This window comes from Pseudomonas haemolytica, assembly GCF_009659625.1.
GTDB lineage: Bacteria > Pseudomonadota > Gammaproteobacteria > Pseudomonadales > Pseudomonadaceae > Aquipseudomonas > Aquipseudomonas haemolytica.
The window spans coordinates 121,018-146,002 of record NZ_VOIW01000002.1 but is presented as its reverse complement, the minus strand read 5'-3'; the positions used below and the strand labels follow the sequence as shown (position 1 = coordinate 146,002).

Here is a 24,985-nt window from a genome sequence, read left to right as displayed (position 1 = left end):
ACTGACGCTCCTCGATCCAAATGTGGGAGCGGGCTTGCTCGCGAAGGCGATAGTGGTTGCACCGCATCTCTAATGTCTTCCCCCTGAAACGCAAAACGGCGCCCAAAGGCGCCGTTTTGCTTATTGCATCAATCTAAGCGATCAAACGCCCAACACCGCGTGCTGCACCAGCGTGAGCAACGGTTGTGGGTACACGCCCAGGAAGAACGCGAGCAGGGCGATGGCCAGCAGCATTACGCCACCGGCTTTCTGTTCCCAGTGCAGTTCGGCATCCACCCGGCGCAGGTTTGGCTCGATCAGGTACAGGGTGACCATCACGCGCAGGTAGTAGAACACGCCGATGGCGCTGCCCAGTACCAGGGAAGCAACCAGCCACCATTGATGAGCTTCGACACCGGTAGCGACGATGTAGAACTTGCCGATGAAGCCCGCGGTCAGCGGGATACCGGCCAGGGACAACATCATTACGGTGAGTACGGCGGTCAGGTACGGACGGCGCCAGAACAGGCCGCGGTATTCATACAGCGCGTCAGCGTCACGGCCTTTGTACGGCGAGGACATCAGGGTGATCACGCCGAACGCGCCGAGGCTGGTGATCACGTAGGTGACCAGGTACACGCCGATGGCTTCCACGGCCAGGCCTTTGCTCGCCACCAGGGCGATCAGCAGGTAGCCGAAGTGGGCGATGGACGAATAACCCAGCAGACGCTTGAGGTTGTTCTGGGTCAGCGCCAGCAGGTTACCGAACAGGATCGACGCAATGGCGATCACGGTCAGCACGTTGCTCAGCACGCCGGTGTTGGCGGCAGGGGAGATCTGGAACAGACGCACCATCACCGCAAACACCGCCACTTTCGACGCAGTGGCCAGGAACGCGGCCACCGGCGCCGGGGCGCCTTCGTACACGTCCGGGGTCCACAGGTGGAACGGCACCAGCGACAACTTGAACGCCAGGCCGATCAGCATCATCGCCAGGCCCAGTTGGGCAATCGGCGCAGGGCTGTTGGTGGCGGCCAGGGCGTGGCCGATACCGCTGAAGCTCAGGCTGCCGGCTTCGGCGTAGAGCAGGGCCATACCGAACAACAGGAACGCGGAACCCGCGGCCGACAGCACCATGTACTTGATGCCGGCTTCGAGGGAGCGCTTGCTGAAGAAGGCATAGGCCACCAGGCCGTAGGTCGGGATCGACAACAGTTCCAGGCCGATGAACAAGCCGGCCAGGTGCTGTGCGCTGACCAGCACGATGCCACCGGCCGCAGCCAGCAGGATCAGCAGGTACAGCTCTTCCTTGTTACCCGGGTAGCCGGTGCCGCCTTCGCCGAGGTAGGCGTGGGCGAGGGTCACGCATGCCAGGGTCGCCACCAGGATCAGGGCGATGTACAGCAGCGCGAAGTCATCGACCAACATCAGCGGCGTGACCGCCAGTGGCGCGACCTTGAGGGCCGGGATGATCGACAACAGGGCCAGGTTCAAGCCGGCACAGGACAGCAGGAACGTTTGCGAGTGATTGCGGCGCCAGGCGATCGCCAGCATCACCACCACGATGGTGAGGCTGGTGATCAGCAGCGGCGCAAGCGCGATAAAGTGTTGGATCGTGAATTCCATAGCGCTCTTACCGGGCCGAAGCGAGTTGGGAGAAGGCGGTGCCGAACCACTGCTGCACGCCATGCATCGTTGCGGCAGAAGTGTCCAGGAACGGTTGCGGGTACACGCCGATGAAGATCAGCAATACCGCAAGGCCGAGCACCATGATCAGTTCGCGAGCATCCATACCGTGCAAGACGGTGTCCGACTTGGCCGGGCCGAAATACGCGCGGTGGATCATGATCAGCGAGTAGACCGAACCGAACACCAGGCCGGAAGTGGCGATGGCGCTGATCCATGGCGTCTGCACGAAGGCACCCATCAGGATCAGGAACTCGCCGATGAAGTTACCGGTACCCGGCAAGCCCAGGGACGCAGCGGCGAAGAACAGGCTGATCGCCGGCAGGTACGCGATGCGCGACCACACGCCACCCATTTCCCGCATGTCACGGGTGTGCAGGCGTTCGTACAGCTGGCCACTCAGGATAAAGAGTGCAGCGGCCGAAACACCGTGGGCCAACATCTGGATCACGGCGCCTTGCAACGCCAGCTGGCTGCCGGAGTAGATGCCGATCAGTACGAAGCCCATGTGGGAAACGGACGAGAAGGCAATCAGACGCTTGATGTCGGTTTGTGCAAAGGCCAGGAACGCACCGTAGAAGATCCCGATCAGACCCAGGGTCATTGCAATCGGCGCGAACTCGGCCGAGGCATTCGGGAACAGCGGCAGGGCGAAACGCAGCAGGCCGTAGGCTGCCGTCTTCAGCAGGATACCGGCCAGGTCCACGGAACCGGCAGTCGGCGCCTGGGCGTGAGCGTCAGGCAACCAGGAGTGGAACGGCACCACCGGCAGCTTCACCGCGAAGGCGATGAAGAAGCCCAGCATCAGGATGTACTCGGTGGTCAGCGACATCTTGGTCTTCAACAGGTCGGCGTAGTTGAAGGTAATCACGCCCGTGCTGTTGAAGTTGACCAGTACCAGGCCCAGGATCGCCACCAACATGATCAGGCCGGAAGCCTGGGTGAAGATGAAGAACTTGGTCGCCGCGTAGATCCGGGTTTTCTTGCCGTCCGAAGAACTGTGACCCCAGAGCGCGATGAGGAAGTACATCGGCACCAGCATCATTTCCCAGAAGAAGAAGAACATGAACAGGTCGAGGGCGAGGAACACGCCGACGACACCGCCCAGGATCCACATCAGGTTCAGGTGGAAGAAGCCCACGTGACGCTGGATCTCTTTCCAGGAGCAGAGTACCGAGAGGATACCCAGCAGGCCGGTCAGCAGGATCATCAACAGCGACAGGCCGTCGAGGGCCAGGTGCACGTTGATGCCGAAGCGCTGGATCCACACGTGCTTGAATTCAAGCGCGAAGGTGGGGTCGACACCCGGTGCCGGAGCAAATGAATAGTCGCCATGGGCCCACAGCCAGAGGCCGAGCGCGAGTTCCAGGGACATGGTCAGCAACGCAATCCAGCGGGGGAGGGTGGCGCCGAAGCGTTCACCCATCCAGCAGAGCAGGCCGCCGATGAAGGGGATCAGGATTAGCCAGGGCAGAATCATGACAGGCTCGTTTCCTTTCGCAAGTTCGCAAAGATCGCAATGTTCGCAATGTGCATAGACATGGTCAGACCGCTACCACAACGATGGCGCCGATCACCAGAACCGCACCGGCCGCCATGGAAGCTGCATACCAACGCAGTTGGCCCGTCTCGCTGCGGCTCAGGGCTGTGTGACCAGCCTTGGCGGCGCGCGGGATCAAACCGATGGTCTGGTCGAGCGGGTCTTTGCGCAGTACATGGCTGATGGCCAGGTAGGGCTTGACGAACAGTTTGTCGTAGATCCAGTCGAAGCCCCAGGCGGCGAACCACCAGGCCGACAGGAAGCGGCCAATGCCACTGTTGGCCACGGCGGTCACGAAGCGACGCTTGCCGAGGAACAGCAGGGCTGCCAGCAGGATACCGGCGATGGCAATGGCACCCGAGGCGATTTCCAGGCTGTGCTTGTCTGCGCCGCCGGCATGGCCGACGCTTTGTGGCAGTACACCGTGCAGAGGCGGGGTGATCATGGCGCCGATGAAGGTCGACAGGATGATTAGCACCGACAGTGGCAGCCAGTGGGAGATGCCGTGGCCTGCGTGCGCTTCGGTCTTGGCTTCACCGTGGAAGGTGATGAAGATCAGGCGGAAGGTGTACAGCGAGGTCATGAACGCACCTACCAGGCCTGCGTACAGCAGGTTCTGGTTTCCGCTGGCAAAGGCTTCCCAGAGGATTTCGTCTTTCGAGTAGAAACCGGCGGTCACCAGCGGCAGGGCTGCGAGCGCGGCACCACCGACGATGAAGCTGGCGTAGGCCAGTGGCAGTTTCTTCCACAGGCCGCCCATCTTGAAGATGTTCTGCTCGTGGTGGCAGGCCACGATCACCGCACCGGAAGCAAGGAACAGCAGCGCCTTGAAGAACGCGTGGGTCATCAGGTGGAAGATCGCCGCGTCCCAGGCACCAACGCCCAGGGCCAGGAACATGTAGCCGATCTGGCTCATGGTCGAATAGGCGAGGATGCGCTTGATGTCGGTCTGCACCAGCGCGGCGAAGCCGGCCAGTACCAGCGTCACGCCGCCTACTATGCCCACCAGGTGCAGGATGTCCGGCGCCAGGGTGAACAGGCCATGGGTACGGGCGATCAGGTAGACACCGGCGGTCACCATGGTGGCGGCGTGGATCAGTGCCGACACCGGGGTAGGACCGGCCATCGCGTCCGCCAGCCAGGTTTGCAGCGGCAGTTGCGCAGATTTACCCACGGCGCCGCCCAGCAGCATCAGGGTCGCCAGGGTGATCCAGAAGTCACCGACCTGGAATTTCTGCGGTGCCAGCACCAGCAGTTCCTGGATGTTCAGCGTGCCCACCTGTTGGAACAGGATGAACAGGCCGATGGCCATGAACACGTCGCCGATGCGGGTGACGATGAATGCCTTGAGTGCCGCGTTACCGTTGTTGCGGTTGCTGTAGTAGAAACCGATCAACAGGTACGAGCACAGGCCTACGCCTTCCCAGCCGAAGTACAGGAACAACAGGTTATCGCCCAGCACCAGGAACAGCATGCTGGCGATAAACAGGTTGGTGTACGAGAAGAACCGCGAGTAGCCCGCTTCACCGCGCATGTACCAGGACGCGAACAGGTGGATCAGGAAGCCCACGCCGACAACCACGCCCAGCATGGTGATCGACAGGCCGTCGACGTAGAGGGCGAAGTTAGGCTTGAAGCCCTCCACCGACATCCACTGCCACAGCACCAGGGTGTAGTGACCGCCTTCCGGCGGCGCCACGTTGAATTGCCAGATGACGTAGGCGGCAACGATCGCCGACAGGCCAATGGAACCCACACCCACCAGGGCAGAAAGGTTTTCCGACCAGCGTCCACGGGAGAACGACAGCAGCAGGAAACCGATCAGGGGGAATACGAAAGTCAGAAAGATCATGTTCATCCGCGCATCTCACTGGCAGCGTCGATATCAAGCGTGTGGAAGCGACGATACAGTTGCAGCAGGATCGCCAGGCCGATACTGGCCTCGGCGGCTGCCAGGCTGATCACCAGGATGAACATGACTTGTCCATCGGGCTGGCCCCAACGTGCACCTGCAACGATGAACGCCAATGCTGCAGCGTTCATCATGATTTCCAGGCTCATCAACACGAACAGAATGTTACGGCGCACCATCAGGCCGACCAGGCCAAGGCAGAACAGGATGCCGGCGACCGCCAGACCATGCTCCAAAGGGATAGCAGGCATCGTCATTGCTCCTTGGCTTCGTTGCGGCCCAAGTGGAAGGCGGTGATGGCTGCGGCGAGCAGCAGCATCGAAGCCAGTTCGACCACCAGCAGGTACGGGCCGAACAGGCTGATGCCCACGGCTTTCGCGTCTACGGTGGTGTGGCCGATGGCCTGGCCGCTCTGGTGAGCGAACAGCACATACAGCAGTTCACCCAGCAGCAGCGCTGCAAGGATCACCGGGCCGAGCCAGATGCCGGGCTTGAGCCAGACGCGCTCCTGGGCGACCGAAGCCGGCCCGAGGTTGAGCATCATCACCACAAACACGAACAGCACCATGATGGCGCCGGCGTAGGCGATCACTTCCAGTACACCGGCGAACGGTGCGCCGAGACTGAAAAAGGTCATGGCCACGGCGATCAGCGAAATGATCAGGTAGAGCAGGGCGTGCACGGGGTTGGTGTTGGTGATCACGCGAAGCGTGGACACAACCGCGATACCCGATGCGAAATAGAAAGCGAATTCCATCTTTCTTCCTTAAGGCAGCAAGCTCTTCACGTTGATCGGCTCGGCTTCGTTTTGTGCGGCGCCTTTGGGCTTACCGGCAACGGCCATACCTGCAACACGATAGAAGTTGTAATCAGGGTTTTTACCGGGACCAGAGATCAGCAGATCTTCTTTCTCGTACACCAGGTCCTGACGTTTGAACTCGGCCATCTCGAAATCCGGTGTCAGCTGGATCGCGGTGGTCGGGCAAGCTTCCTCGCAGAGGCCGCAGAAAATGCAGCGCGAGAAGTTGATACGGAAGAAGTCCGGGTACCAGCGACCGTCTTCGGTTTCAGCTTTCTGCAGGGAGATGCAACCCACCGGGCACGCCACGGCGCAGAGGTTGCAGGCTACGCAACGCTCTTCGCCATCGGGGTCGCGGGTCAGTACGATGCGGCCGCGATAGCGCGGCGGCAGGTACACCGCTTCTTCCGGGTATTGCAGGGTGTCGCGTTTGCGAAAGCCGTGACCGAACACCATCACCAGGCTTCGCAACTGGGTACCGGTACCCTTAACGATGTCGCCAATATATTTGAACATGGGTCAAATCCTCACTGAACCGCGCCCGCTGGCGTGTTCAACAACACAACGGCAGCAGTCACCAGCAAATTGATCAGGGTCAGCGGCAGGCAGAAGCGCCAGCTGAAATCCATCACCTGGTCGTATCGTGGACGCGGAATGGAAGCGCGCAGCAGGATAAACAACATGATGAAGAACGCGGTCTTCAGGAAGAACCAGAAGAACGCCAACTGCGGCAGGATGCCGAATGGACCGTGCCAGCCGCCGAAGAACAGCGTGACCAGCAAAGCCGAGATCAAGATGATGCCGATGTACTCACCGACGAAGAACATGCCCCATTTCATGCCGGCATATTCAATGTGGTAACCGTCGGCCAGTTCCTGTTCCGCTTCCGGCTGGTCGAACGGGTGACGGTGAGTCACGGCCACGCCAGCGATGAAGAAGGTACAGAAGCCGAAGAACTGCGGAATGATGAACCACAGGTTCTGCGCCTGGTACTCGACGATGTCGCGCATGTTGAACGAGCCGACCTGTACCACAATGCCCATCAGCGCCAGGCCCATGAACACTTCGTAGGACACGGTCTGGGCCGAAGCACGCAAGCTGCCCAGCAGGGCGAACTTGTTATTACTGGCCCAGCCGGCGAACAGCACCGCGTAGACCGACAAACCGGCCATGGCGAAGAAGAACAGCAAGCCGATGTTCAGGTCCGCCACGCCCCAGGTCGGGGTGATCGGGATGATCGCGAAGGCGATCAGCAAGGCGCTCATGGCCACGACCGGCGCCAGGGTGAAGATCACCTTGTCGGCAAACGGCGGGGTCCAGTCTTCCTTGAAGAACATTTTCAGCATGTCGGCCGCGATCTGGAACATGCCGAATGGGCCAACGCGGTTCGGACCGTAACGGTCCTGCCACCAGCCCAACAGGCGACGTTCGACGAAGCTGAGCAGGGCGCCCGCCACGACCACGGCCAACAGGATCACGATGGCCTTGACGACCGAGATGATCACGTCGATCACTTCAGGGGTGAACCAGGTCATTGCGCTGCCTCCTGCAGACCGTCAACGGTTTGGCCAAAGATCGCAGGCGGGATACCGGCGAGGCCTTTCGGCAGTGCAACCAGGCCGGCACCCAACTCTTCGTTGATACGCAGCGGCAGGCGCAGGGTCTGGCCGGCTACGTTCAGGCTGAGCAAGGCACCGTCGTTGACGCCCAGGCGGTCGGCTTCGGACTTGGCCACGGACACGTAGGCGGTCGGGATGCGCTCTTGAACCGGCGCGGCCTTGGAAGAGGTCTCTTCGCTGCCGAACAAGTGGAAGAACGGCACGACCTGCCAGGTGCCCGGGGCCGGGTTGAACGGCCGCGGTACCGCAGCGAACCAGTTCAGCGAGTCACCGGTGCTTTCGATCAGGCGTGTGCCTGGGTCGCCAGCACGGATGTGACCACCGACTTCGTCCTGGAACTTGTTCCAGGCCTGCGGCGAGTTCCAGCCCGGCGACCAGGCAAATGGCACTTGCTGACGCGGCTCGACCGAGCCCGAGTAACCTTCCATGGAGAAGGCGAACGCGGTGTCGATGTCTTGTGGAGTACGCGGTTCGTGCACGCTGATATCAGCACGCATGGCGGTACGCCCGGAGTAACGCAGCGGCTCACGGGCCAGCTTCAAGCCCTTGATGCGGAACGCGGCAGACGGCGCAGCGTCGACAATCCGGGCAAGCTGCGGCGCACTCGCGGCGGTGGCTGCGGTGACGTGGTCGAGCTGGGTCCAGTCGATCGGCTGGTTCAGCAGGGTCGCACGCAGGGCATGCAGCCAGCGCCAGCCTTCGTGAACCAGGATGCTGGCGTCCATGTACTTCGGATCGAACACCTGGAAGAAGCGCTGGGCGCGGCCTTCCTGGCTGACCAGGGTACCGTCGCCTTCGGCAAAGCTGGCGGCTGGCAGTACCAGGTCGGCACGGTCGCTGGTGGCGGTCTTCTGGTGGTCGGCCACGATCAGGACCTTGGCGGCGTTCAGTGCAGCGTCAACCTTGGCGGCGTCGGTGCGAGTGTACAGGTCGTTTTCCAGCACCACGATGGCGTCGGCGTTGCCGTCGGTCACCGCTTGCAGGGCGGCGTCCAGGGACTCGCCACCGAGCATCGCCAGGCCAAGGCTGTTGGCTTCCGGCACCACCAGGCTGATGGAGCCGTTCTTGTCGCGCAGCTTCAGGGCCTTGGCGATGTTGGCGGCGGCTTCGATCAGCGCCTTGGAACCCAACGAGGTGCCGGCAATGATCAAGGGACGCTTGGCTGCCAGCAGGGCGTCGGCGATGCGCTGGGCCAGTGCAACGGCTTCAGCGTCCAGGCCTTCGACGGCAGGCGCGCTGGCGTCGAGGGCGTGGGCCACGGCGAAACCGATACGGGCCAGGTCATCCGGCGCTGCGTGTACGCATTCTTCGGCGATATCGTCGAGCTTGGTTTCAGCAAGGCTTGCGATAAACAGCGGGTTCAGCGCGTGCTGGCCGATGTTTTTCACCGCGGCGTCGAGCCACGGCTGCACGCGCATGGCGTCGGCCATCTCTTCGGCCTTGCCTTTGACCGACTGGCGCAGCGACAGCGCGATGCGTGCGGCGGTCTGGGTCAGGTCTTCACCGAGTACGAAGATGGCGTCGTGGTCTTCAATGTCGCGCATGTTCGGCACCGGCAGCGGGCTGTCGTTCAGCACTTGCAGGACCAGGCGGATGCGCTCCAGCTCGCCGGCTTCGATACCGCAGTAGAAGTGCTCGGCACCCACCAGCTCGCGCAACGCGTAGTTGCTTTCGAGGCTGGCACGCGGCGAACCGATACCGACGATGTTGCGCCCGCGCAGCAGGTCAGCGGCTTTATCCAGCGCCGCGTCCAGGCTCAGCTTGGCGCCATCGGCCAGCAGCGGCTGGCGTGGGCGGTCTTCGCGGTTGACGTAGCCATAGCCGAAACGGCCACGGTCGCACAGGAAGTACTGGTTGACCGAACCGTTGAAGCGGTTTTCGATCCGACGCAGTTCGCCGTAGCGCTCGCCCGGGGAAATGTTGCAACCGCTGGAGCAGCCATGGCAGATGCTCGGCGAGAACTGCATGTCCCACTTACGGTTGTAGCGCTCGGAGTGGGTCTTGTCGGTGAACACACCGGTCGGGCAGACCTCGGTGAGGTTGCCGGAGAACTCGCTTTCGAGCACGCCGTCTTCAACGCGACCGAAGTACACGTTGTCGTGGGCGCCGAATACGCCCAGGTCGGTGCCGCCGGCATAGTCTTTATAGAAACGCACGCAACGGTAGCAGGCGATGCAGCGGTTCATCTCGTGGGAGATGAACGGGCCGAGGTCCTGGTTCTGGTGGGTACGCTTGGTGAAGCGATAACGGCGCTCGTTGTGGCCGGTCATCACCGTCATGTCTTGCAGGTGGCAGTGACCGCCTTCCTCACAGACCGGGCAGTCGTGGGGGTGGTTGGTCATCAGCCATTCGACAACACTGGCGCGGAACGCCTTGGATTCTTCATCTTCGATGGAGATCCAGGTGTTGTCGGTGGCTGGGGTCATGCAGGACATGACGATACGACCACGGGTGTCGTTCTCGTCGGTGTATTGCTTGACCGCACACTGGCGACAGGCACCGACGCTACCGAGAGCGGGGTGCCAGCAGAAATACGGGATATCAAGGCCGAGTGACAGACACGCCTGTAACAGGTTGTCCGCCCCATCGACTTCGAGCGCTTTGCCGTCTACGTGGATAGTGGCCATGGTTCAAAGTTCTTCGTTGGCCCGTTGTCAGCGGGCGTGGCTAATGGAATCTTGTTATTCATGGGCATCAACACAGCCTTTACGGCGTCAGCCCATGAGCAGGTGAAGGGCACGGACCCTTCACCTGTTAAAGCGTTACGCGCCGACTACGATCGGCCTCGCCAGAGGCGGGACGGCGGCGCTGGTAGGCGCGATGCCGGCTTCGAACTCCGAGCGGAAGTATTTGATTGCGCTGCCCAATGGCTCCACGGCGCCCGGTGCGTGAGCACAGAAGGTCTTGCCTGGGCCGAGGAAACCGACCAGGCCCAGCAGGGTCTCGATATCACCCTCGCGGCCTTCGCCATTTTCCAGGGCCATCAGCAGCTTGACGCTCCACGGCAAACCGTCGCGGCATGGGGTGCAGAAACCGCAGGACTCACGGGCAAAGAACTGCTCCATGTTGCGCAGCAACGACACCATGTTCACGGTGTTGTCGACCGCCATCGCCAGGCCGGTACCCATCCGGGTGCCCACCTTGCCGATGCCGCCGGCATACATTTGTGCGTCGAGGTGCTCAGGGAGCAGGAAACCGGTACCGGCGCCGCCTGGCTGCCAGGCTTTCAAGGTGTAGCCGTCGCGCATGCCGCCGGCGTAGTCCTCGAACAGCTCGCGTGCGGTCACGCCGAACGGCAGCTCCCACAGGCCAGGGTTCTTGACCTTGCCGGAGAAGCCCATGAGCTTGGTGCCCATGTCTTCACTGCCTTCGCGAGCCAAGGATTTGTACCAGTCCACGCCGTCGGCAATGATCGCCGGCACGTTGCACAGGGTCTCGACGTTGTTCACGCAAGTCGGCTTGCCCCACACGCCCACGGCGGCAGGGAAGGGCGGCTTGGAACGGGGGTTGGCGCGGCGGCCTTCGAGGGAGTTGATCAGTGCGGTTTCTTCACCGCAGATGTAACGCCCGGCGCCGGTGTGTACGAACAGCTCGAAGTCAAAACCCGAACCGAGGATGTTCTTGCCTAGCAGGCCCGCTGCCTTGGCTTCTTCCACGGCACGGTTGAGGTGCTTGGCGGCAGTGGTGTATTCGCCACGCAGGAAGATGTAGCCACGGTAGGTTTTCAGCGCGCGGGCGCTGATCAGCATGCCTTCGATCAGCAGATGGGGCAGTTGCTCCATCAGCATGCGGTCTTTCCAGGTGTTGGGCTCCATTTCATCCGCGTTGCACAGCAGGTAGCGGATGTTGATGGATTCGTCCTTGGGCATCAGGCCCCACTTCACGCCCGTGGGGAAGCCAGCACCGCCGCGGCCTTTGAGGCCGGCATCTTTCACGGTCTGGACGATGTCGTCCTGAGCCATGTCGGCGAAGGCTTTACGCGCAGCGGCGTAACCGTTCTTGGCCTGGTACTCGTCGAGCCACACGGGCTCGCCGTCGTCACGCAGGCGCCAGGTCAGCGGGTGGGTCTCGGCCGAACGCTTGATCAGGTTGGCCGGGCCGAAAGAAGTCAGGGTCATGGGTAGCCCTCGAGCAATTGGGTCACGCCAGCGGGCTGCACGTCACCGAATGTGTCGTCGTCGATCATCAACGCCGGCGCCTTGTCACAGTTGCCCAGGCAGCACACCGGCAGCAGCGTGAAGCGGCCGTCCGGGGTGGTCTGGCCCAGGCCGATGCCCAGCTTGTTCTGGATTTCGCTGACCACGGATTCATGGCCGCCGATGTAGCAGACCATGCTGTCGCACACGCGAATGATGTGGCGGCCGACCGGCTGGCGGAAGATCTGGCTGTAGAACGTCGCCACGCCTTCAACGTCGCTGGCAGGAATGCCGAGGATCTCGCCGATGGCGTAGAGGGCGCCGTCGGGTACCCAGCCACGTTCCTTCTGGACGATCTTCAAGGCTTCGATCGACGCCGCGCGCGGGTCTTCGTAGTGATGCAGCTCGTGCTCGATGGCCGAGCGCTCGGTTTCACTGAGGGTGAAACGGTCTGTCTGGATAAGCGTGCTGTTCATGCTTAGCGGTCCACGTCGGCCATAACGAAATCGATACTACCCAGGTACGCAATCAAGTCCGCGACCATCTCGCCTTTGATCACCGAAGGGATCTGCTGCAAGTGGGCAAAGCTTGGGGTACGAATCCGGGTGCGGTAGCTCATGGTGCCGCCATCGCTCGTCAGGTAATAACTGTTGATACCCTTGGTCGCTTCAATCATCTGGAAGGATTCGTTGGCCGGCATGACCGGGCCCCACGATACCTGCAGGAAGTGCGTGATCAGGGTTTCGATGTGCTGCAGCGTGCGCTCTTTGGGCGGCGGCGTGGTCAGCGGGTGATCCGCCTTGTACGGGCCGGCCGGCATGTTGCGCATGCACTGCTCGATGATCTTCAGGCTCTGGCGCATTTCTTCGACGCGCACGATGCAACGGTCGTAGGCATCGCCGTTGGCCGCCAGCGGGACTTCGAACTCGAAGTTCTCGTAGCCGGAGTACGGGCGCGCTTTACGCAAGTCGAAATCGCAACCGGTCGAACGCAGGCCGGCACCGGTGACGCCCCATTCCAGGGCTTCTTTGGTGTTGTAGGCAGCGACGCCGATGGTACGGCCTTTGAGGATGCTGTTGTCCAGCGCAGCCTTTTGGTACTCGTCCAGACGCTTGGGCATCCAGTCGATGAATTCCTTGACCAGGCGTTCCCAGCCATTCGGCAGGTCGTGGGCAACACCGCCGATGCGGTACCAGGCCGGGTGCAGGCGGAAACCGGTGATGGCTTCGATGACCTTGTAGGCGCGCTGACGGTCGGTGAAGGTGAAGAACACCGGGGTCATGGCGCCGACGTCCTGGATATAGGTACCCAGGAACAGCAGGTGGCTGGTGATGCGGAAGAACTCGGCCATCATGATGCGGATGGTGTCGACGCGGTCCGGCACCTTGATACCGGCCAGCTTCTCGACCGAGAGCACGTACGGCAGGTTGTTCATCACGCCGCCGAGGTAGTCGATACGGTCGGTGTACGGGATGAAGCTGTGCCACGACTGGCGCTCGGCCATTTTCTCGGCACCACGGTGGTGGTAGCCGATGTCCGGCACGCAGTCGACGATTTCTTCGCCGTCCAGTTGCAGGATGATACGGAAGGCACCGTGAGCCGAAGGGTGGTTCGGGCCCAGGTTGAGGAACATGTAGTCCTCGTTGGTGCCGGAACGCTTCATGCCCCAGTCTTCCGGACGGAACCGCGCCGCTTCTTCTTCAAGCTGCTGCTTGGCGAGGTTGAGGCTGAACGGGTCGAATTCGGTGGCGCGCGCAGGGAAGTCCTTGCGCAGCGGGTGACCTTCCCAGGTCGGCGGCATCATGATGCGCGTCAGGTGCGGGTGGCCCGGGAAGTCGATGCCGAACATGTCCCAGACTTCACGCTCGTACCAGCTGGCGTTTGGCCAGATGCCGGTCACGGTCGGGATGCTCAGGTCGCTCTCGCTCAGCGCGACCTTGATCATCACGTCGCTGTTACGTTCCAGTGACATCAGGTGGTAGAACACGGTGAAATCGGCACCGCTCGGCAAGCCCTGGCGCTTGGTGCGCAGACGCTCGTCCACGCCATGCAGGTCATAGAGCATGACGTACGGCTTGGGCAGGTTGCGCAGGAAGGTCAGGACTTCGACGAGCTTGGCGCGCGCCACCCACAGCACCGGCATACCGGTGCGTGTGGCCTGGGCGGTGAAGGCGTCAGGGCCAAAACGGTTATTGAGTTCGACGACCACATCCTGGTCGTCTGCCTTATAAGGCGGGATGCGTCGAGCACTGCCTGTAGTCATGGTTTTTTATCGCTTTCGGTCAACGTAAAGAATGAAGCCAGGTTTTCGTTCTATAAAAGAAGCGGCGCTGGATCAGACTTCGTCGGGGCTGCGCAGGTTGGTGACTGCGATTCGCTGTTCGCGGCGCTGTTCCTTTTGCGAAGGCATCTCGGCGCGGTACACGCCTTGATCGCCGACGACCCAGGAAAGCGGGCGACGCTCCTTGCCAATCGATTCCTGCAACAGCATCAAGCCTTGCAGAAAAGCTTCAGGGCGGGGCGGGCAGCCAGGCACGTAGACGTCCACGGGCAGGAACTTGTCCACCCCTTGAACGACGGAGTAGATGTCGTACATGCCACCGGAGTTGGCGCACGAACCCATGGAGATAACCCACTTCGGCTCGAGCATTTGCTCGTAGAGACGCTGAATGATCGGCGCCATCTTGATAAAGCAGGTTCCGGCTATAACCATGAAATCCGCCTGGCGCGGCGATGCCCGAATAACTTCGGCGCCAAAGCGCGCGATGTCGTGGGGCGCCGTGAAGGCGGTCGTCATTTCCACGTAGCAGCACGAAAGACCGAAGTTGTACGGCCACAGGGAGTTTTTACGCCCCCAGTTGACCGCGCCACTCAGCACGTCTTCGAGCTTGCCCATGTAGATGTTTTTGTGGACTTGGTCTTCTAACGGGTCGGAAACGGTTTCCCGTTCGCCGATTGGGTACTGCTCGTTAGGAGCATCCGGGTCGATCCTGGTGAGATTGTATTGCATCGCCAAAGCCTCATTGTTTCAGCTTCGCTTGCCGCTTACGACGAGCTTCCGGAGCCCAGTCAAGGGCGCCCACTCGGAATAGGTAGACAAGGCCTGCCAACAGAATTGCTATGAAAACGAGAGCTTCGACGAATCCGGTCCAGCCGCTTTCGCGAACAGACACAGACCAGGCAAAGAGAAAGAGGGCTTCGATATCGAAGATCACGAACAGCATCGCGACCAGATAGAATTTGGCTGAGAGCCGCAAGCGGGCGCCACCTGTAGGTAGCATGCCGGACTCGAACGGTTCGTTTTTGCTGCGGCCCCAGGCTTTTGACCCGAGGAGGCTGGAGACGCCGAGCATGAAGGCGCAAAGGCCGACAACACCGAGGAGGAAAATGGCAAAGCCCCAGTTGTGGGCCATGAGTCCTGTCGCTTCGGTCATGCTGGAAATCCTTAACAGAGAGCAAAGGTCTCTGAGCTCGAAAAAGTAACGATGCAGTGACGATATGTCGCAGCGCAATCAATCGCGGTGATTTTATGGCTAAACACCGGGCAAGTAAAATTCCTGGGGTGAAATTATTCGGTGGAATAAGCACATAGTGCACCTTCTTTAGGCTGTAGCCCTTGTGGCGTGGGCATTAGAGGGCTTTTCATCAATTATGTTTTGTTTAAGCTGTAACGAAGTTTTCAGGCTCCAAATGATAATGAATATTGTTTGCGTGGGGTTTAAGCGATTGTTTCTCATGTGGCGGGGGAAGTTGCCGTTACTTGCTTGAGTGTCGCTTAGTTGTCGCAACGGTTCTTTTAACCGATTGGATGTGTACGAATACCGCTCTGGATCAATGTTTTGCGCAAAATTCCTTGTGGGAGGGGCTTGCTCCCTCCCACATTTGGTCCGCAGTGCATCGGTAGGTTTTGTGCAGGCAAAAAAACGCCCCGAACCAGTCGGGGCGTGATTGTTGTGCGGCACTGCGGTTAGGTCTTCCTTGGGGCCGCGGTGGCCGTGTGCTCAGTCGATCAGTGGAACTGCTCTTCTTCGGTCGAACCGGTCAACGCGGTCACGGACGAGGTGCCACCCTGGATCACGGTGGTCATGTCGTCGAAGTAACCGGTGCCCACTTCCTGCTGGTGCGCCACGAAGGTGTAGCCCTTGGAGGCGTCAGCGAATTCCTGCTCTTGCAGCTTCACGTAGGCGGTCATGTCGTTGCGGGCGTAGTCGTGCGCCAGGTTGAACATGCTGTGCCACATGTTGTGAATGCCGGCCAGGGTGATGAACTGGTGCTTGTAGCCCATTGCCGACAGTTCGCGCTGGAACTTGGCGATAGTCGCGTCGTCCAGGTTCTTCTTCCAGTTGAAGGAAGGCGAGCAGTTGTAGGACAGCAGTTGGTCCGGGTATTCCTTCTTGATCGCTTCGGCGAAGCGACGGGCCTCGTCCAAGTCGGGCTTGGCGGTTTCGCACCAGATCAGGTCGGCGTATGGCGCGTAGGCCAGGCCACGGGCAATGGCTTGGTCCAGGCCGGCGCGGACTTTATAGAAGCCTTCCTGGGTGCGTTCGCCAGTCACGAACGGTTGGTCGTACGGGTCGCAGTCCGAAGTCAGCAGGTCAGCGGCGTTGGCATCGGTACGGGCCAGGATGATGGTCGGTGTGCCGGCAACGTCAGCCGCCAAACGAGCAGCGGTCAGCTTCTGTACGGCTTCCTGGGTTGGAACCAGTACCTTGCCGCCCATGTGGCCGCATTTCTTCACTGACGCAAGCTGGTCTTCGAAGTGCACGCCGGCAGCGCCTGCCTCGATCATGCTCTTCATCAGCTCGTAGGCGTTCAGTACGCCGCCGAAACCGGCTTCGGCGTCAGCCACGATGGGCGCGAAGTAGTCGATGTAGCCTTCGTCACCCGGGTTCTTGCCGGCTTTCCACTGGATCTGGTCGGCACGACGGAACGAGTTGTTGATGCGCTTGACCACGGTTGGCACGGAGTCCACCGGGTACAGCGATTGGTCGGGGTACATGGATTCAGCGGAGTTGTTGTCCGCTGCCACTTGCCAGCCAGACAGGTAGATCGCCTGGATACCGGCTTTTACCTGTTGCACTGCCTGGCCGCCAGTGAGGGCGCCCATGCAGTTGACGAAATCTTTGTCGGGGCGGAAGGACGGCTTGGCACCTTGGGTGACCAGGTTCCACAGCTTCTCGGCGCCGAGTTTTGCAAAGGTGTGCTCAGGTTGGACCGAGCCACGCAGGCGGACGACGTCAGCAGCGGAATAAGCGCGGGTCACGCCTTTCCAGCGTGGGTTTTCAGCCCAGTCTTTTTCAAGGGCTGCAATTTGCTGTTCGCGTGTCAGTGCCATGGGGAAAAACCTCGTCGCGTCTTGTTTGAAGTATCCGTTTGCCAGCCCGGCATTCGTTGCCTGGGTAGGGTTGCTCGCTGACCAGAAGCTCAGGTGTTCAAGCCAAGTCTGACGGGGAGGGGCGACGGGATGAACGATGGGGCTCAAGGGGGGAGTTGAGCAGGTAAGGGCGAACTGCGAACGGTCTTCGGGCGTCGTGGGCCTTTGTACGATCCATCAGTGTGTAGCCGGGTTACCTGGTTAGCTTCCGTCCCTCGGGACAACTTCGTTCCAGTCGCAACCAACGTCAAACACACCTTGTGGGCGGTACAGACACGAATCGGCTCAGGTGGGTAGCTTAGAGCGGCGATCCGAAGGCCCTTGCCAGGGCCCCTGATTAGCGGGAGCGAGGCCATCATGCCCATGCTTTTTTGGATCGTCAAATGTTTTGTAGTGCTTTTTTTAAGGCACTACATCTTTAGTCTAATGCGACTTGCCAGTCAGTTTTCGGTGCTTCAGTTCAGGGTGTCGACCTTGACCCGCAACGTCAGGTCATCACGGCCCTGAGTAGAGTAATTGCGGGTTGTAGAGGATTTATCGGCCTGGGTTTCGCGATTGATCCCGGCCAGGGGGATCCATTCGCCGAGGCGCCCGCTGACGGTTGTGTCGGTGCTTTGCACGTTCACTACATCGGGACGTTCCTGGCTCATACGGTCACGGTTGGTACTGATGGCCAGGTGTACGGTCTCGCCGGTGACGCTGGCGGTCACGTAGAAGCCCTGGGTGACGTTGCGATACTGGGTCTGGTTCTGCAGGCGGCCATAGCTGTCTTGTTGGGTAGTGGTCAGCGGCACGCTCTGGCCGACCTGGATCAGCGCGGGCACACCTTCGCTGGCCTGGATCTGCTGGACGCCGCCATCGCGGCTGGCGGTGCCGTAGCTGATGATGCGGGTCTGGCTGTCGCCGCTGTTCTGTTGGTTGTTTTCATTGGTGTCGACGGTGATCAGCAGGCGTTTTGCCGGTGTGTCCAGTTGCGAGAGCAAGGTCCGCAAACCCTCGATCCTGGCTGGGTCAGCTTTAACAATAAGCTGGTTGCCGTAGGCGCTGACGGTGCCGTCCTTGCCGATGAAATTCTGCGCCACGGGTAGCAGGTCTGCACTCGTGCGGTTGCTCAGGTTAACGACTTCGGTGTCGGCAATGGCCGAAACGCTAGCGGTCAGGAGGAGGGCGGTGAGCAGGGTGCGTAGGGACATGTCCGTGATCTCTGCGAGTCATTTAGGCTTGATAGTGCCAGTTTGTCGGCCTGGTGGGTCGCAAGTTGAATCGTAGACGGCAAAATGCCCTGGCATGGCAGGGCATTTGTGGTGTTGCTGATAATGCTATCGGGAGCAAGCCCACTCCCACCGTTGACCGCGTACATCCTTGGAATGTGGTCAAAATGTGGGAGGGGGCTTGCTCCCGATGGCGTCGACACGGCCTTGAATCAGTCCCCGCGCACCATATCCACATGCGGAATCCCGACTTCAAGAAACTCATCACTGACGATCTTGAAACCCAACCGCTCATAAAACGGCGCCGCATACACCTGCGCGCTGAGGAACTGTCTGGTCTGGCCACGTTGCTCGGCCACGCCAATCACCGTTTCCATCAGCTTGTCGCCAACCTTCAGCCCGCGCCAGTCTTTGAGTACTGACACCCGGCCAATCTCGCCACTGGGCAGCAGGCGCGCGGTACCGATCGGAAAATCGCCTTCGAATGCAAGGAAATGCACCGCGCCGGCGTCATCCGCGTCCCACTCCAGCTCCGGTGGAACCGATTGTTCAGCGATAAATACCGCTTCACGAATGCGCCGAATCTCGGCGATATCCTTTTGCCAGTCCGCGACACTTACGTGAATCTTATTCATCCGCAAACCCCAGGCTGCCTTGCTTGACCAGTTCGCACAGCAGGTCGCGGCCATCTTCGTCCGCCAGCCACTCGCCGAGGTTCTCGCTGTGCAGCGCATCGGCCGAGCACACCAGCTTCAGCAGTTCACGCAGTTTGCCTGGCAGGTAACGGCTCTGGCCGCTGGCGAACAGCAGTACGTCGTCGTCGACTTCGGACCAGGCCAGGCGGGCGCTTGGGTTGCGTACCAGGATCGCGCCGTCTTGCAGGCTGTTGATGAAGTCTTCTTCGCCCAGCTCTTCGCCAGCTACCATTTCCGGGTAGCGCGGCTCGGTCATGAACTGGCCGAACCAGGTCAGCAGCATGCGCTCGTCGCTCATGTGCTCGGCCAGCAGGCCCTTGAGGCGGTCGAGGGCGTCGCCCTGGATCTGATGCGGGTCGCTGACCGGCTGGGCATCGGCGTCGGTGTAGCGCTCTTCGTCGGTCAGGTACTGGCTGAGGAAGTCGGTGAAGTGGGTCAGCACTTCAGCGGCGCTTGGGGCGCGGAAGCCTACGGAGTAGGTCATGCAGTCATCTTCGGCAATGCCGAAGTGGGCCAGGCGCGGCGGCAGGTAGAGCATGTCGCCCGGTTCCAGCACCCATTCGGCGCTTTCTTCGAATTCGGCGAGGATGCGCAGGTCGGCGTGTTGCAGCAGCGGGCTTTCGGAGCTGCACATCTGGCCGATTTTCCAGTTGCGCTTGCCCTGGGCTTGCAGCAGGAACACGTCATAGTTATCGAAGTGCGGGCCAACGCTGCCGCCTGGTGCGGCAAAGCTGATCATCACATCGTCGATACGCCAGCTCGGCAGAAAGCGGAAGTGCTCCAGCAGCTCCGCCACTTCCGGCACGAACTGGTCGACTGCTTGCACCAGCAAGGTCCACTCACGCGCAGGCAGGGTGCTGAAGGCATCTTCGGCAAACGGGCCGCGACGCAGTTCCCACGGTCGTTCGCCGTGTTCGATCACCAGGCGCGACTCGACTTCTTCTTCCAGAGCCAGGCCCGCCAGTTCGTCGGCGTCGATCGGGCTTTCGAAATCAGGGATGGCCTGACGGATCAGCAGCGGCTTTTTCTGCCAGTAGTCGCGCAGGAATTCCCGTGCTGTGATACCGCCCAGAAGTTGAAGAGGAATATCAGGATTCATGTGTAACCTATTGAAAAAAAGCATTTTTCAGACTGGAATAAAAACGCCCGGCGCGGCCGGGCGTCTCAAAGGGTGCGCGATGATCAGATGCGCTTGGCTTGCTCTACAGCGTTGCCGATGTAGTTGGCCGGAGTGAGCAGTTTCAGCTCGGCCTTGGCGGCGGCTGGCATGTCCAGGCCGTCGATGAAAGTTTGCAGTGCTTCAGGGCTGATGCCCTTGCCGCGCGTCAATTCCTTCAGCTTCTCGTAGGGGTTTTCGATGTTGTAGCGGCGCATCACGGTCTGGATTGGCTCGGCCAATACTTCCCAGCACGCATCCAGGTCAGCAGCGATTTTCTGCTCATTGAGCTCCAGCTTGCTGATGCCTTTGAGGCTGGCTTCGTACGCGATCACGCTGTGGGCAAAGCCGACGCCGAGGTTACGCAGTACGGTGGAGTCGGTCAGGTCACGCTGCCAGCGGGAGATCGGCAGCTTGCTGGCCAGGTGCTGGAACAGGGCGTTGGCGATGCCGAGGTTGCCTTCGGAGTTTTCGAAATCGATCGGGTTGACCTTGTGCGGCATGGTCGACGAACCGATTTCACCGGCAATGGTGCGCTGCTTGAAGTAGCCCAGGGAGATGTAGCCCCAGATATCGCGATCGAAGTCGATCAGGATGGTGTTGAAGCGCGCAATGGCGTCGAACAGCTCGGCAATGTAGTCGTGCGGTTCGATCTGCGTGGTGTATGGGTTGAAGCCCAGGCCCAACTCGTCTTCGATGAAGGCGCGGGCGTTGGCTTCCCAGTCGATCTCAGGGTAGGCCGACAGGTGGGCGTTGTAGTTGCCTACGGCGCCGTTGATCTTGCCCAGCAGCGGCACGGCGGCGACTTGAGCGATCTGGCGCTCCAGGCGGTATACCACGTTGGCCAGTTCTTTACCCAGGGTGGTCGGCGAAGCTGGCTGGCCGTGGGTGCGCGACAGCATCGGCACGGCGGCGAAACGGATCGCCAGCTCACGGATCGCTTCGGCGGTCTGGCGCATCAGCGGCAGCATCACGTCATCACGGCCTTCGCGCAGCATCAGGGCGTGGGACAGGTTGTTGATGTCCTCGCTGGTGCAGGCAAAGTGGATGAACTCGCTGACCTGGGCCAGTTCCGGCAGCTTGGCCGCTTGCTCTTTGAGCAGGTATTCGATGGCTTTGACGTCGTGGTTGGTGGTGCGCTCGATCTCTTTCACACGCTCGGCGTGCTCCAGGGAGAAGTTTTCCGCCAGGGTGTTGAGTACAGCGTTGGCTTCGGCTGAGAACGCCGGCACTTCGCTGATGGCGGGGTGAGCGGCCAGGCGCTGGAGCCAGCGCACTTCAACCAGTACACGAGCACGGATCAGGCCGTATTCGCTGAAAATAGGGCGCAGGGCCTGGGTTTTGCCGGCGTAGCGGCCGTCAACAGGGGAAACCGCAGTGAGCGAAGAGAGCTGCATGGGGTGTTCTCGGACAGTCGGGCAACGAAATGGGGCGCGTATCATACATGAAAAAATCCGCCGGTCCGTTGCCAACTGACCGGCGTATTACGCGTAACGGCTTGAAAAAGGCCTGCTGGTGCGACTTATTCGTTGCGCATCAACGGGTAAAGCTCTTTGAGCAATTTGCGTCGGCTGATCACCAGCTGCCAGCGATGACCGCCCAACTGGCGCCACAACCGCGCGGAGCGAATACCGGCCAGGAGCAGGGCGCGGATTTTCGAGGCGTTATTCGGTTGCTGCAAGTTGCGCATGTCGCCGTGTACCTGAATACGCTGGCGTAACGTACTCAAGGTGTCCTGATACAGCGCACCACAGGCGGCGATCACGTTTTCGTGGGCCGGGCCGAAGTGCTCTACCTGGGATTGGATCTGCGGCAGACGCTTGCCGATGGTCTCCAGCAGGTCGTCACGCTTGGCCAGTTGGCGCTCCAGGCCAAGCATCGACAAGGCGTAGCGCAACGGCTCGCGCTGCAAGGTGCTGGGGTCGCGCTCCAGGGCGCCGATCAATGCGCGATAACCTTCGCGCAGGGCCAGGTCGTCACCGCCGTAGACTTCCAGGGTGTCCTTGGGGTCGCGGATCAGCAGGCTGCCGAGCATGCAGGTCAGGCCGGCTTCAGTGACCTGGCCGGTCTTGGCGATCTTGTCCACCAGTACGGCGGCAAGAAACACACCGCCAAGGGCCGTCAATTGCTCCTGGGTCGGGCTCATGCCGGGTTGCTCCAGCCTTGCGCAACTTCGATCACGCCGCCGCCCAGGCAGATTTCGCCGTCATAAAACACCACGGATTGGCCTGGGGTGACCGCACGTTGCGGGTCATCGAAGGTGGCGCGGTAGCCGGTGGCGGTTTTTTCCAGGGTGCAGGGCTGGTCGCTCTGGCGATAGCGCACCTTGGCGGTCAGGCGGCGTGGCGTGCTCAAGTCGATCGGGTTGACCCAATAGATCTCCGAAGCGAGCAGGGCACCGGAAAAAAGCAGCGGATGCTCATTGCCCTGGCCGACGACCAGCACATTGTTTTCCAGGTCCTTGACCAGCACATACCACGGCTCTTCACCTGCGTCTTTCAAGCCTCCAATGCCCAGGCCCTGGCGCTGGCCGATGGTGTGGTACATCAGGCCATGATGACGGCCGATGACTTCGCCTTCGGTGGTTTTGATTTCACCGGGTTGCGCCGGCAGGTACTGCTTGAGGAAGTCGCTGAAGCGGCGTTCGCCGATAAAGCAGATCCCGGTGGAGTCTTTCTTCTTGGCAGTGGCGAGGCCATGTTTTTCAGCGATCTTACGCACTTCGGGCTTTTCCAGTTCGCCGACCGGAAACAGCGTCTTGGCGATCTGTTCACCGCCGACGGCATGCAGGAAGTAGCTCTGGTCCTTGTTCGGGTCCAGGCCCTTGAGCAGTTCGGTACGCCCATCGATATCGCGGCGGCGCACGTAGTGGCCAGTGGCGATCAGGTCGGCGCCGAGCATCATCGCGTAGTCGAGGAACGCCTTGAACTTGATCTCGCGGTTGCACAGGATGTCCGGGTTCGGCGTGCGACCGGCCTTGTATTCGGCCAGGAAGTGCTCGAACACGTTGTCCCAGTACTCGGCGGCAAAGTTGGCGGTGTGCAGCTTGATGCCAATCTTGTCGCACACGGCCTGGGCGTCTGCCAGGTCGTCCATGGCGGTGCAGTATTCCGTTCCATCGTCTTCTTCCCAGTTCTTCATGAACAGGCCTTCCACCTCATAACCCTGCTCCATGAGCAGAACGGCGGAAACGGAAGAATCCACGCCGCCGGACATGCCGACGATGACGCGCTTCTTTTGTATGTCAGAAGGGGCTGGATCACGCATAGGGTTTCAACGGGTGTCTTGAAAAAGGACGCGATTCTATCAGGCCCAAGCCGCTAAGGCTAAAGAGAAGGGCGGATCAACTCGAGACTGTGGCGCTGGCCGGCCAGATAATCGTCGATACAACGGATAATCAGCTCGCTGCGCCAGTCATTGCGCACGGCCATCAGCTCGTCGCGGGTCAGCCAGCGGGCGCGGAGGATGCCGTCGTCGAGTTGATAGTCCGGGTGGTGTTTGAGTGCCTTGGCAATGAAGCAGACGCGTTGATAGGTCACGCCATTGCTGGGCGCGGTGTACAGGTAGATGCCGACAATGCCGGTGGCTTCGACGTCCCAGCCGGTTTCTTCGAGGGTTTCGCGCACGGCGGCTTCGGTCAGGGTTTCGTACGGGTCGAGGTGGCCGGCGGGCTGGTTGAGCACGGCGCGGCCGCCCTTGAGCTCTTCGACCATCAGGAACCGGCCGTTGTCTTCGACGATGGTGGCGACGGTGATGTGGGGTTGCCAGGTCATGGGATGCCTCTCGATTCTGAATACAGCGCAGTCTTAGAGCAGGATTACAGTCAGTGTGGGAGGGTTTCGCCAGAGATGATGCATAAGCAATCTGCATGATGCGCCTGACATTTAATGATTTTACCGATTTGAGCCCGTGGCGCAGCTTATCTCTCCAGAACCTTCAGTGCGGAGAGTGTCATGCAGCCGATTGCCCACAAAAACTATGAAGTGCGCCTTACATCGCCGTTGCCCATTGCCTTCATCCTGTTATGGAGCTCCGGCTACATCGGTGGAGCGTTCGGTGTGCGTTATGGCGAGCCTTTCACCATGACGTTCTACCGGTTTGCCCTGGCGGCCCTGGTGTTCCTGGGCGTGGCGCTCGCCATCAAGGCCGAGTGGCCCAGGCGACTTACACCTTACCTTCACGCGGCGGCCGTGGGCTTGCTCTTGCAGGCTCTGCAATTTGGCGGCCTCTACACCGGGATAAGTCAGGGCGTCCCGGCTGGGCAAGCTGCGCTGATTGTCGGGCTGATGCCCGTATTCGTCGTGATCGGCGCCTACTTCTGTTTAGGCGAGCAATTGAGTTGGCGCGACTTGCCAGGCTCGATCCTGGGTGTGGGTGGCGTGGCCATTGTGGTCGGCAGCAGTTTTTTTGGCCCTGAGGCGTCCATCGGCGGTTATGGCGCGGTGGGGCTGGCGTTGCTAGGCATCACCCTTGGCACGCTTTATCAGAAACGTTTCCTCGGCGGCGTCAACCTGTGGGTGGGCTGTTTTGTTCAGATGGTCACCGCGTCGCTGGTCATGTTGCTGCTGGCCTATACCACCGAGACCATGCAGGTGACGCAGTGGGTGCCCTTCGCTGCTTCGGTGGCGTGGATCACTGTAATGAACTCAGTCGGCGCGCTGACCCTGCTGTACCTGATGATTCGGCGGGGGGAGGCGAGTAAAGCGACGAACTTGTTTCATGTTATTCCGGCTGTTACGCAGATCATGGCGTCGTTGGTGTTGGGTGAGGTGCCGAGTGTGGTGGCGATTGTGGGGTTTGTTGTTTCGGGGGTGGGAGTTTATTTAATGAATCATTCGAGAGCAAAGTAAGCCTCTAATATTGAAGGCTGCTTATGAG

At 60.6% G+C, this 24,985-nt stretch carries 22 protein-coding genes; 1 reads left to right on the top strand and 21 read right to left on the bottom strand.

Annotated features, from left to right (window positions below; all coding sequences use genetic code 11):
• Positions 1-141: 141 nt before the first annotated feature.
• The 21 genes from nuoN to FRT59_RS06790 form a co-directional block, all read right to left on the bottom strand.
• Positions 142-1,605, bottom strand: coding sequence for an NADH-quinone oxidoreductase subunit NuoN (gene nuoN / locus FRT59_RS06890; protein WP_153870766.1), 1,464 nt, complete (start codon positions 1,603-1,605; stop codon positions 142-144).
• A 7-nt stretch (positions 1,606-1,612) separates the two neighbouring features.
• Entirely contained in the window at positions 1,613-3,145 is a 1,533-nt protein-coding gene (nuoM, locus tag FRT59_RS06885) for an NADH-quinone oxidoreductase subunit M (protein WP_034120261.1), read from the bottom strand.
• A 64-nt stretch (positions 3,146-3,209) separates the two neighbouring features.
• Entirely contained in the window at positions 3,210-5,063 is a 1,854-nt protein-coding gene (gene nuoL / locus FRT59_RS06880) for an NADH-quinone oxidoreductase subunit L (RefSeq protein WP_034120259.1), read from the bottom strand.
• Positions 5,060-5,368, bottom strand: a complete 309-nt coding sequence (gene nuoK, locus FRT59_RS06875) for an NADH-quinone oxidoreductase subunit NuoK (RefSeq protein WP_003174727.1) — start codon at positions 5,366-5,368, stop codon at positions 5,060-5,062. The genes nuoL and nuoK overlap by 4 nt, the downstream gene beginning before the upstream one ends.
• A 2-nt stretch (positions 5,369-5,370) precedes the next feature.
• A complete protein-coding gene (gene nuoJ / locus FRT59_RS06870) occupies positions 5,371-5,874 on the bottom strand; it encodes an NADH-quinone oxidoreductase subunit J (protein ID WP_003219561.1) in 504 nt (167 codons plus the stop codon).
• A gap of 9 nt (positions 5,875-5,883) precedes the next feature.
• Complete coding sequence (gene nuoI, locus FRT59_RS06865) at positions 5,884-6,432, bottom strand: NADH-quinone oxidoreductase subunit NuoI (protein WP_003174725.1); 549 nt, start codon at positions 6,430-6,432, stop codon at positions 5,884-5,886.
• 11 nt (positions 6,433-6,443) lie between these two features.
• The gene (gene nuoH / locus FRT59_RS06860; RefSeq protein ID WP_017737147.1) at positions 6,444-7,451 is read right to left on the bottom strand and encodes an NADH-quinone oxidoreductase subunit NuoH; all 1,008 of its coding nucleotides are present in this window, start codon (positions 7,449-7,451) and stop codon (positions 6,444-6,446) included.
• Positions 7,448-10,162, bottom strand: a complete 2,715-nt coding sequence (nuoG, locus tag FRT59_RS06855) for an NADH-quinone oxidoreductase subunit NuoG (RefSeq protein ID WP_153870765.1) — start codon at positions 10,160-10,162, stop codon at positions 7,448-7,450. The genes nuoH and nuoG overlap by 4 nt, the downstream gene beginning before the upstream one ends.
• A gap of 135 nt (positions 10,163-10,297) precedes the next feature.
• A complete protein-coding gene (gene nuoF / locus FRT59_RS06850) occupies positions 10,298-11,653 on the bottom strand; it encodes an NADH-quinone oxidoreductase subunit NuoF (RefSeq protein ID WP_153870764.1) in 1,356 nt (451 codons plus the stop codon).
• Positions 11,650-12,147 (bottom strand): NADH-quinone oxidoreductase subunit NuoE, encoded by a 498-nt coding sequence (gene nuoE / locus FRT59_RS06845; protein WP_003174721.1) that lies wholly within the window; start codon positions 12,145-12,147, stop codon positions 11,650-11,652. Before nuoE ends, nuoF begins: the two co-directional genes overlap by 4 nt.
• Positions 12,148-12,149: 2 nt before the next feature.
• Positions 12,150-13,934 carry an NADH-quinone oxidoreductase subunit C/D gene (gene nuoC, locus FRT59_RS06840; RefSeq protein WP_034120254.1) on the bottom strand — a complete coding sequence of 595 codons (1,785 nt, stop codon included), beginning with the start codon at positions 13,932-13,934 and terminating at the stop codon, positions 12,150-12,152.
• Positions 13,935-14,006: 72 nt separating this feature from the next.
• Positions 14,007-14,681, bottom strand: a complete 675-nt coding sequence (locus FRT59_RS06835; protein WP_003174719.1) for a NuoB/complex I 20 kDa subunit family protein — start codon at positions 14,679-14,681, stop codon at positions 14,007-14,009.
• A gap of 10 nt (positions 14,682-14,691) precedes the next feature.
• A complete protein-coding gene (locus FRT59_RS06830) occupies positions 14,692-15,105 on the bottom strand; it encodes an NADH-quinone oxidoreductase subunit A (RefSeq protein ID WP_003219575.1) in 414 nt (137 codons plus the stop codon).
• Between the two features lie 575 nt (positions 15,106-15,680).
• A complete protein-coding gene (aceA, locus tag FRT59_RS06825; protein ID WP_034120253.1) occupies positions 15,681-17,006 on the bottom strand; it encodes an isocitrate lyase in 1,326 nt (441 codons plus the stop codon).
• Positions 17,007-17,500: 494 nt separating this feature from the next.
• Entirely contained in the window at positions 17,501-18,238 is a 738-nt protein-coding gene (locus FRT59_RS06820; RefSeq protein WP_153839300.1) for a secretin N-terminal domain-containing protein, read from the bottom strand.
• A 230-nt stretch (positions 18,239-18,468) separates the two neighbouring features.
• Entirely contained in the window at positions 18,469-18,891 is a 423-nt protein-coding gene (locus tag FRT59_RS06815; RefSeq protein WP_153870763.1) for a GNAT family N-acetyltransferase, read from the bottom strand.
• The gene (locus FRT59_RS06810; protein ID WP_034120248.1) at positions 18,884-20,050 is read right to left on the bottom strand and encodes a ribosomal protein uL16 3-hydroxylase; all 1,167 of its coding nucleotides are present in this window, start codon (positions 20,048-20,050) and stop codon (positions 18,884-18,886) included. The genes FRT59_RS06815 and FRT59_RS06810 overlap by 8 nt, the downstream gene beginning before the upstream one ends.
• An 83-nt stretch (positions 20,051-20,133) precedes the next feature.
• Positions 20,134-21,504: an adenylosuccinate lyase gene (gene purB / locus FRT59_RS06805; protein WP_034120246.1), complete on the bottom strand. Its 1,371-nt coding sequence runs from the start codon at positions 21,502-21,504 to the stop codon at positions 20,134-20,136.
• A gap of 125 nt (positions 21,505-21,629) precedes the next feature.
• The gene (gene hflD / locus FRT59_RS06800; protein ID WP_017137510.1) at positions 21,630-22,253 is read right to left on the bottom strand and encodes a high frequency lysogenization protein HflD; all 624 of its coding nucleotides are present in this window, start codon (positions 22,251-22,253) and stop codon (positions 21,630-21,632) included.
• Positions 22,250-23,374, bottom strand: a complete 1,125-nt coding sequence (mnmA, locus tag FRT59_RS06795) for a tRNA 2-thiouridine(34) synthase MnmA (RefSeq protein ID WP_153870762.1) — start codon at positions 23,372-23,374, stop codon at positions 22,250-22,252. The genes hflD and mnmA overlap by 4 nt, the downstream gene beginning before the upstream one ends.
• Positions 23,375-23,433: 59 nt before the next feature.
• Positions 23,434-23,880, bottom strand: a complete 447-nt coding sequence (locus FRT59_RS06790) for an NUDIX hydrolase (RefSeq protein WP_153870761.1) — start codon at positions 23,878-23,880, stop codon at positions 23,434-23,436.
• A gap of 180 nt (positions 23,881-24,060) precedes the next feature.
• Between FRT59_RS06790 and FRT59_RS06785 the strand changes: the two genes are divergently transcribed.
• On the top strand, positions 24,061-24,957 hold the full coding sequence (locus FRT59_RS06785; protein ID WP_153870760.1) for a DMT family transporter: 897 nt from the start codon (positions 24,061-24,063) through the stop codon (positions 24,955-24,957).
• Positions 24,958-24,985: the final 28 nt, after the last annotated feature.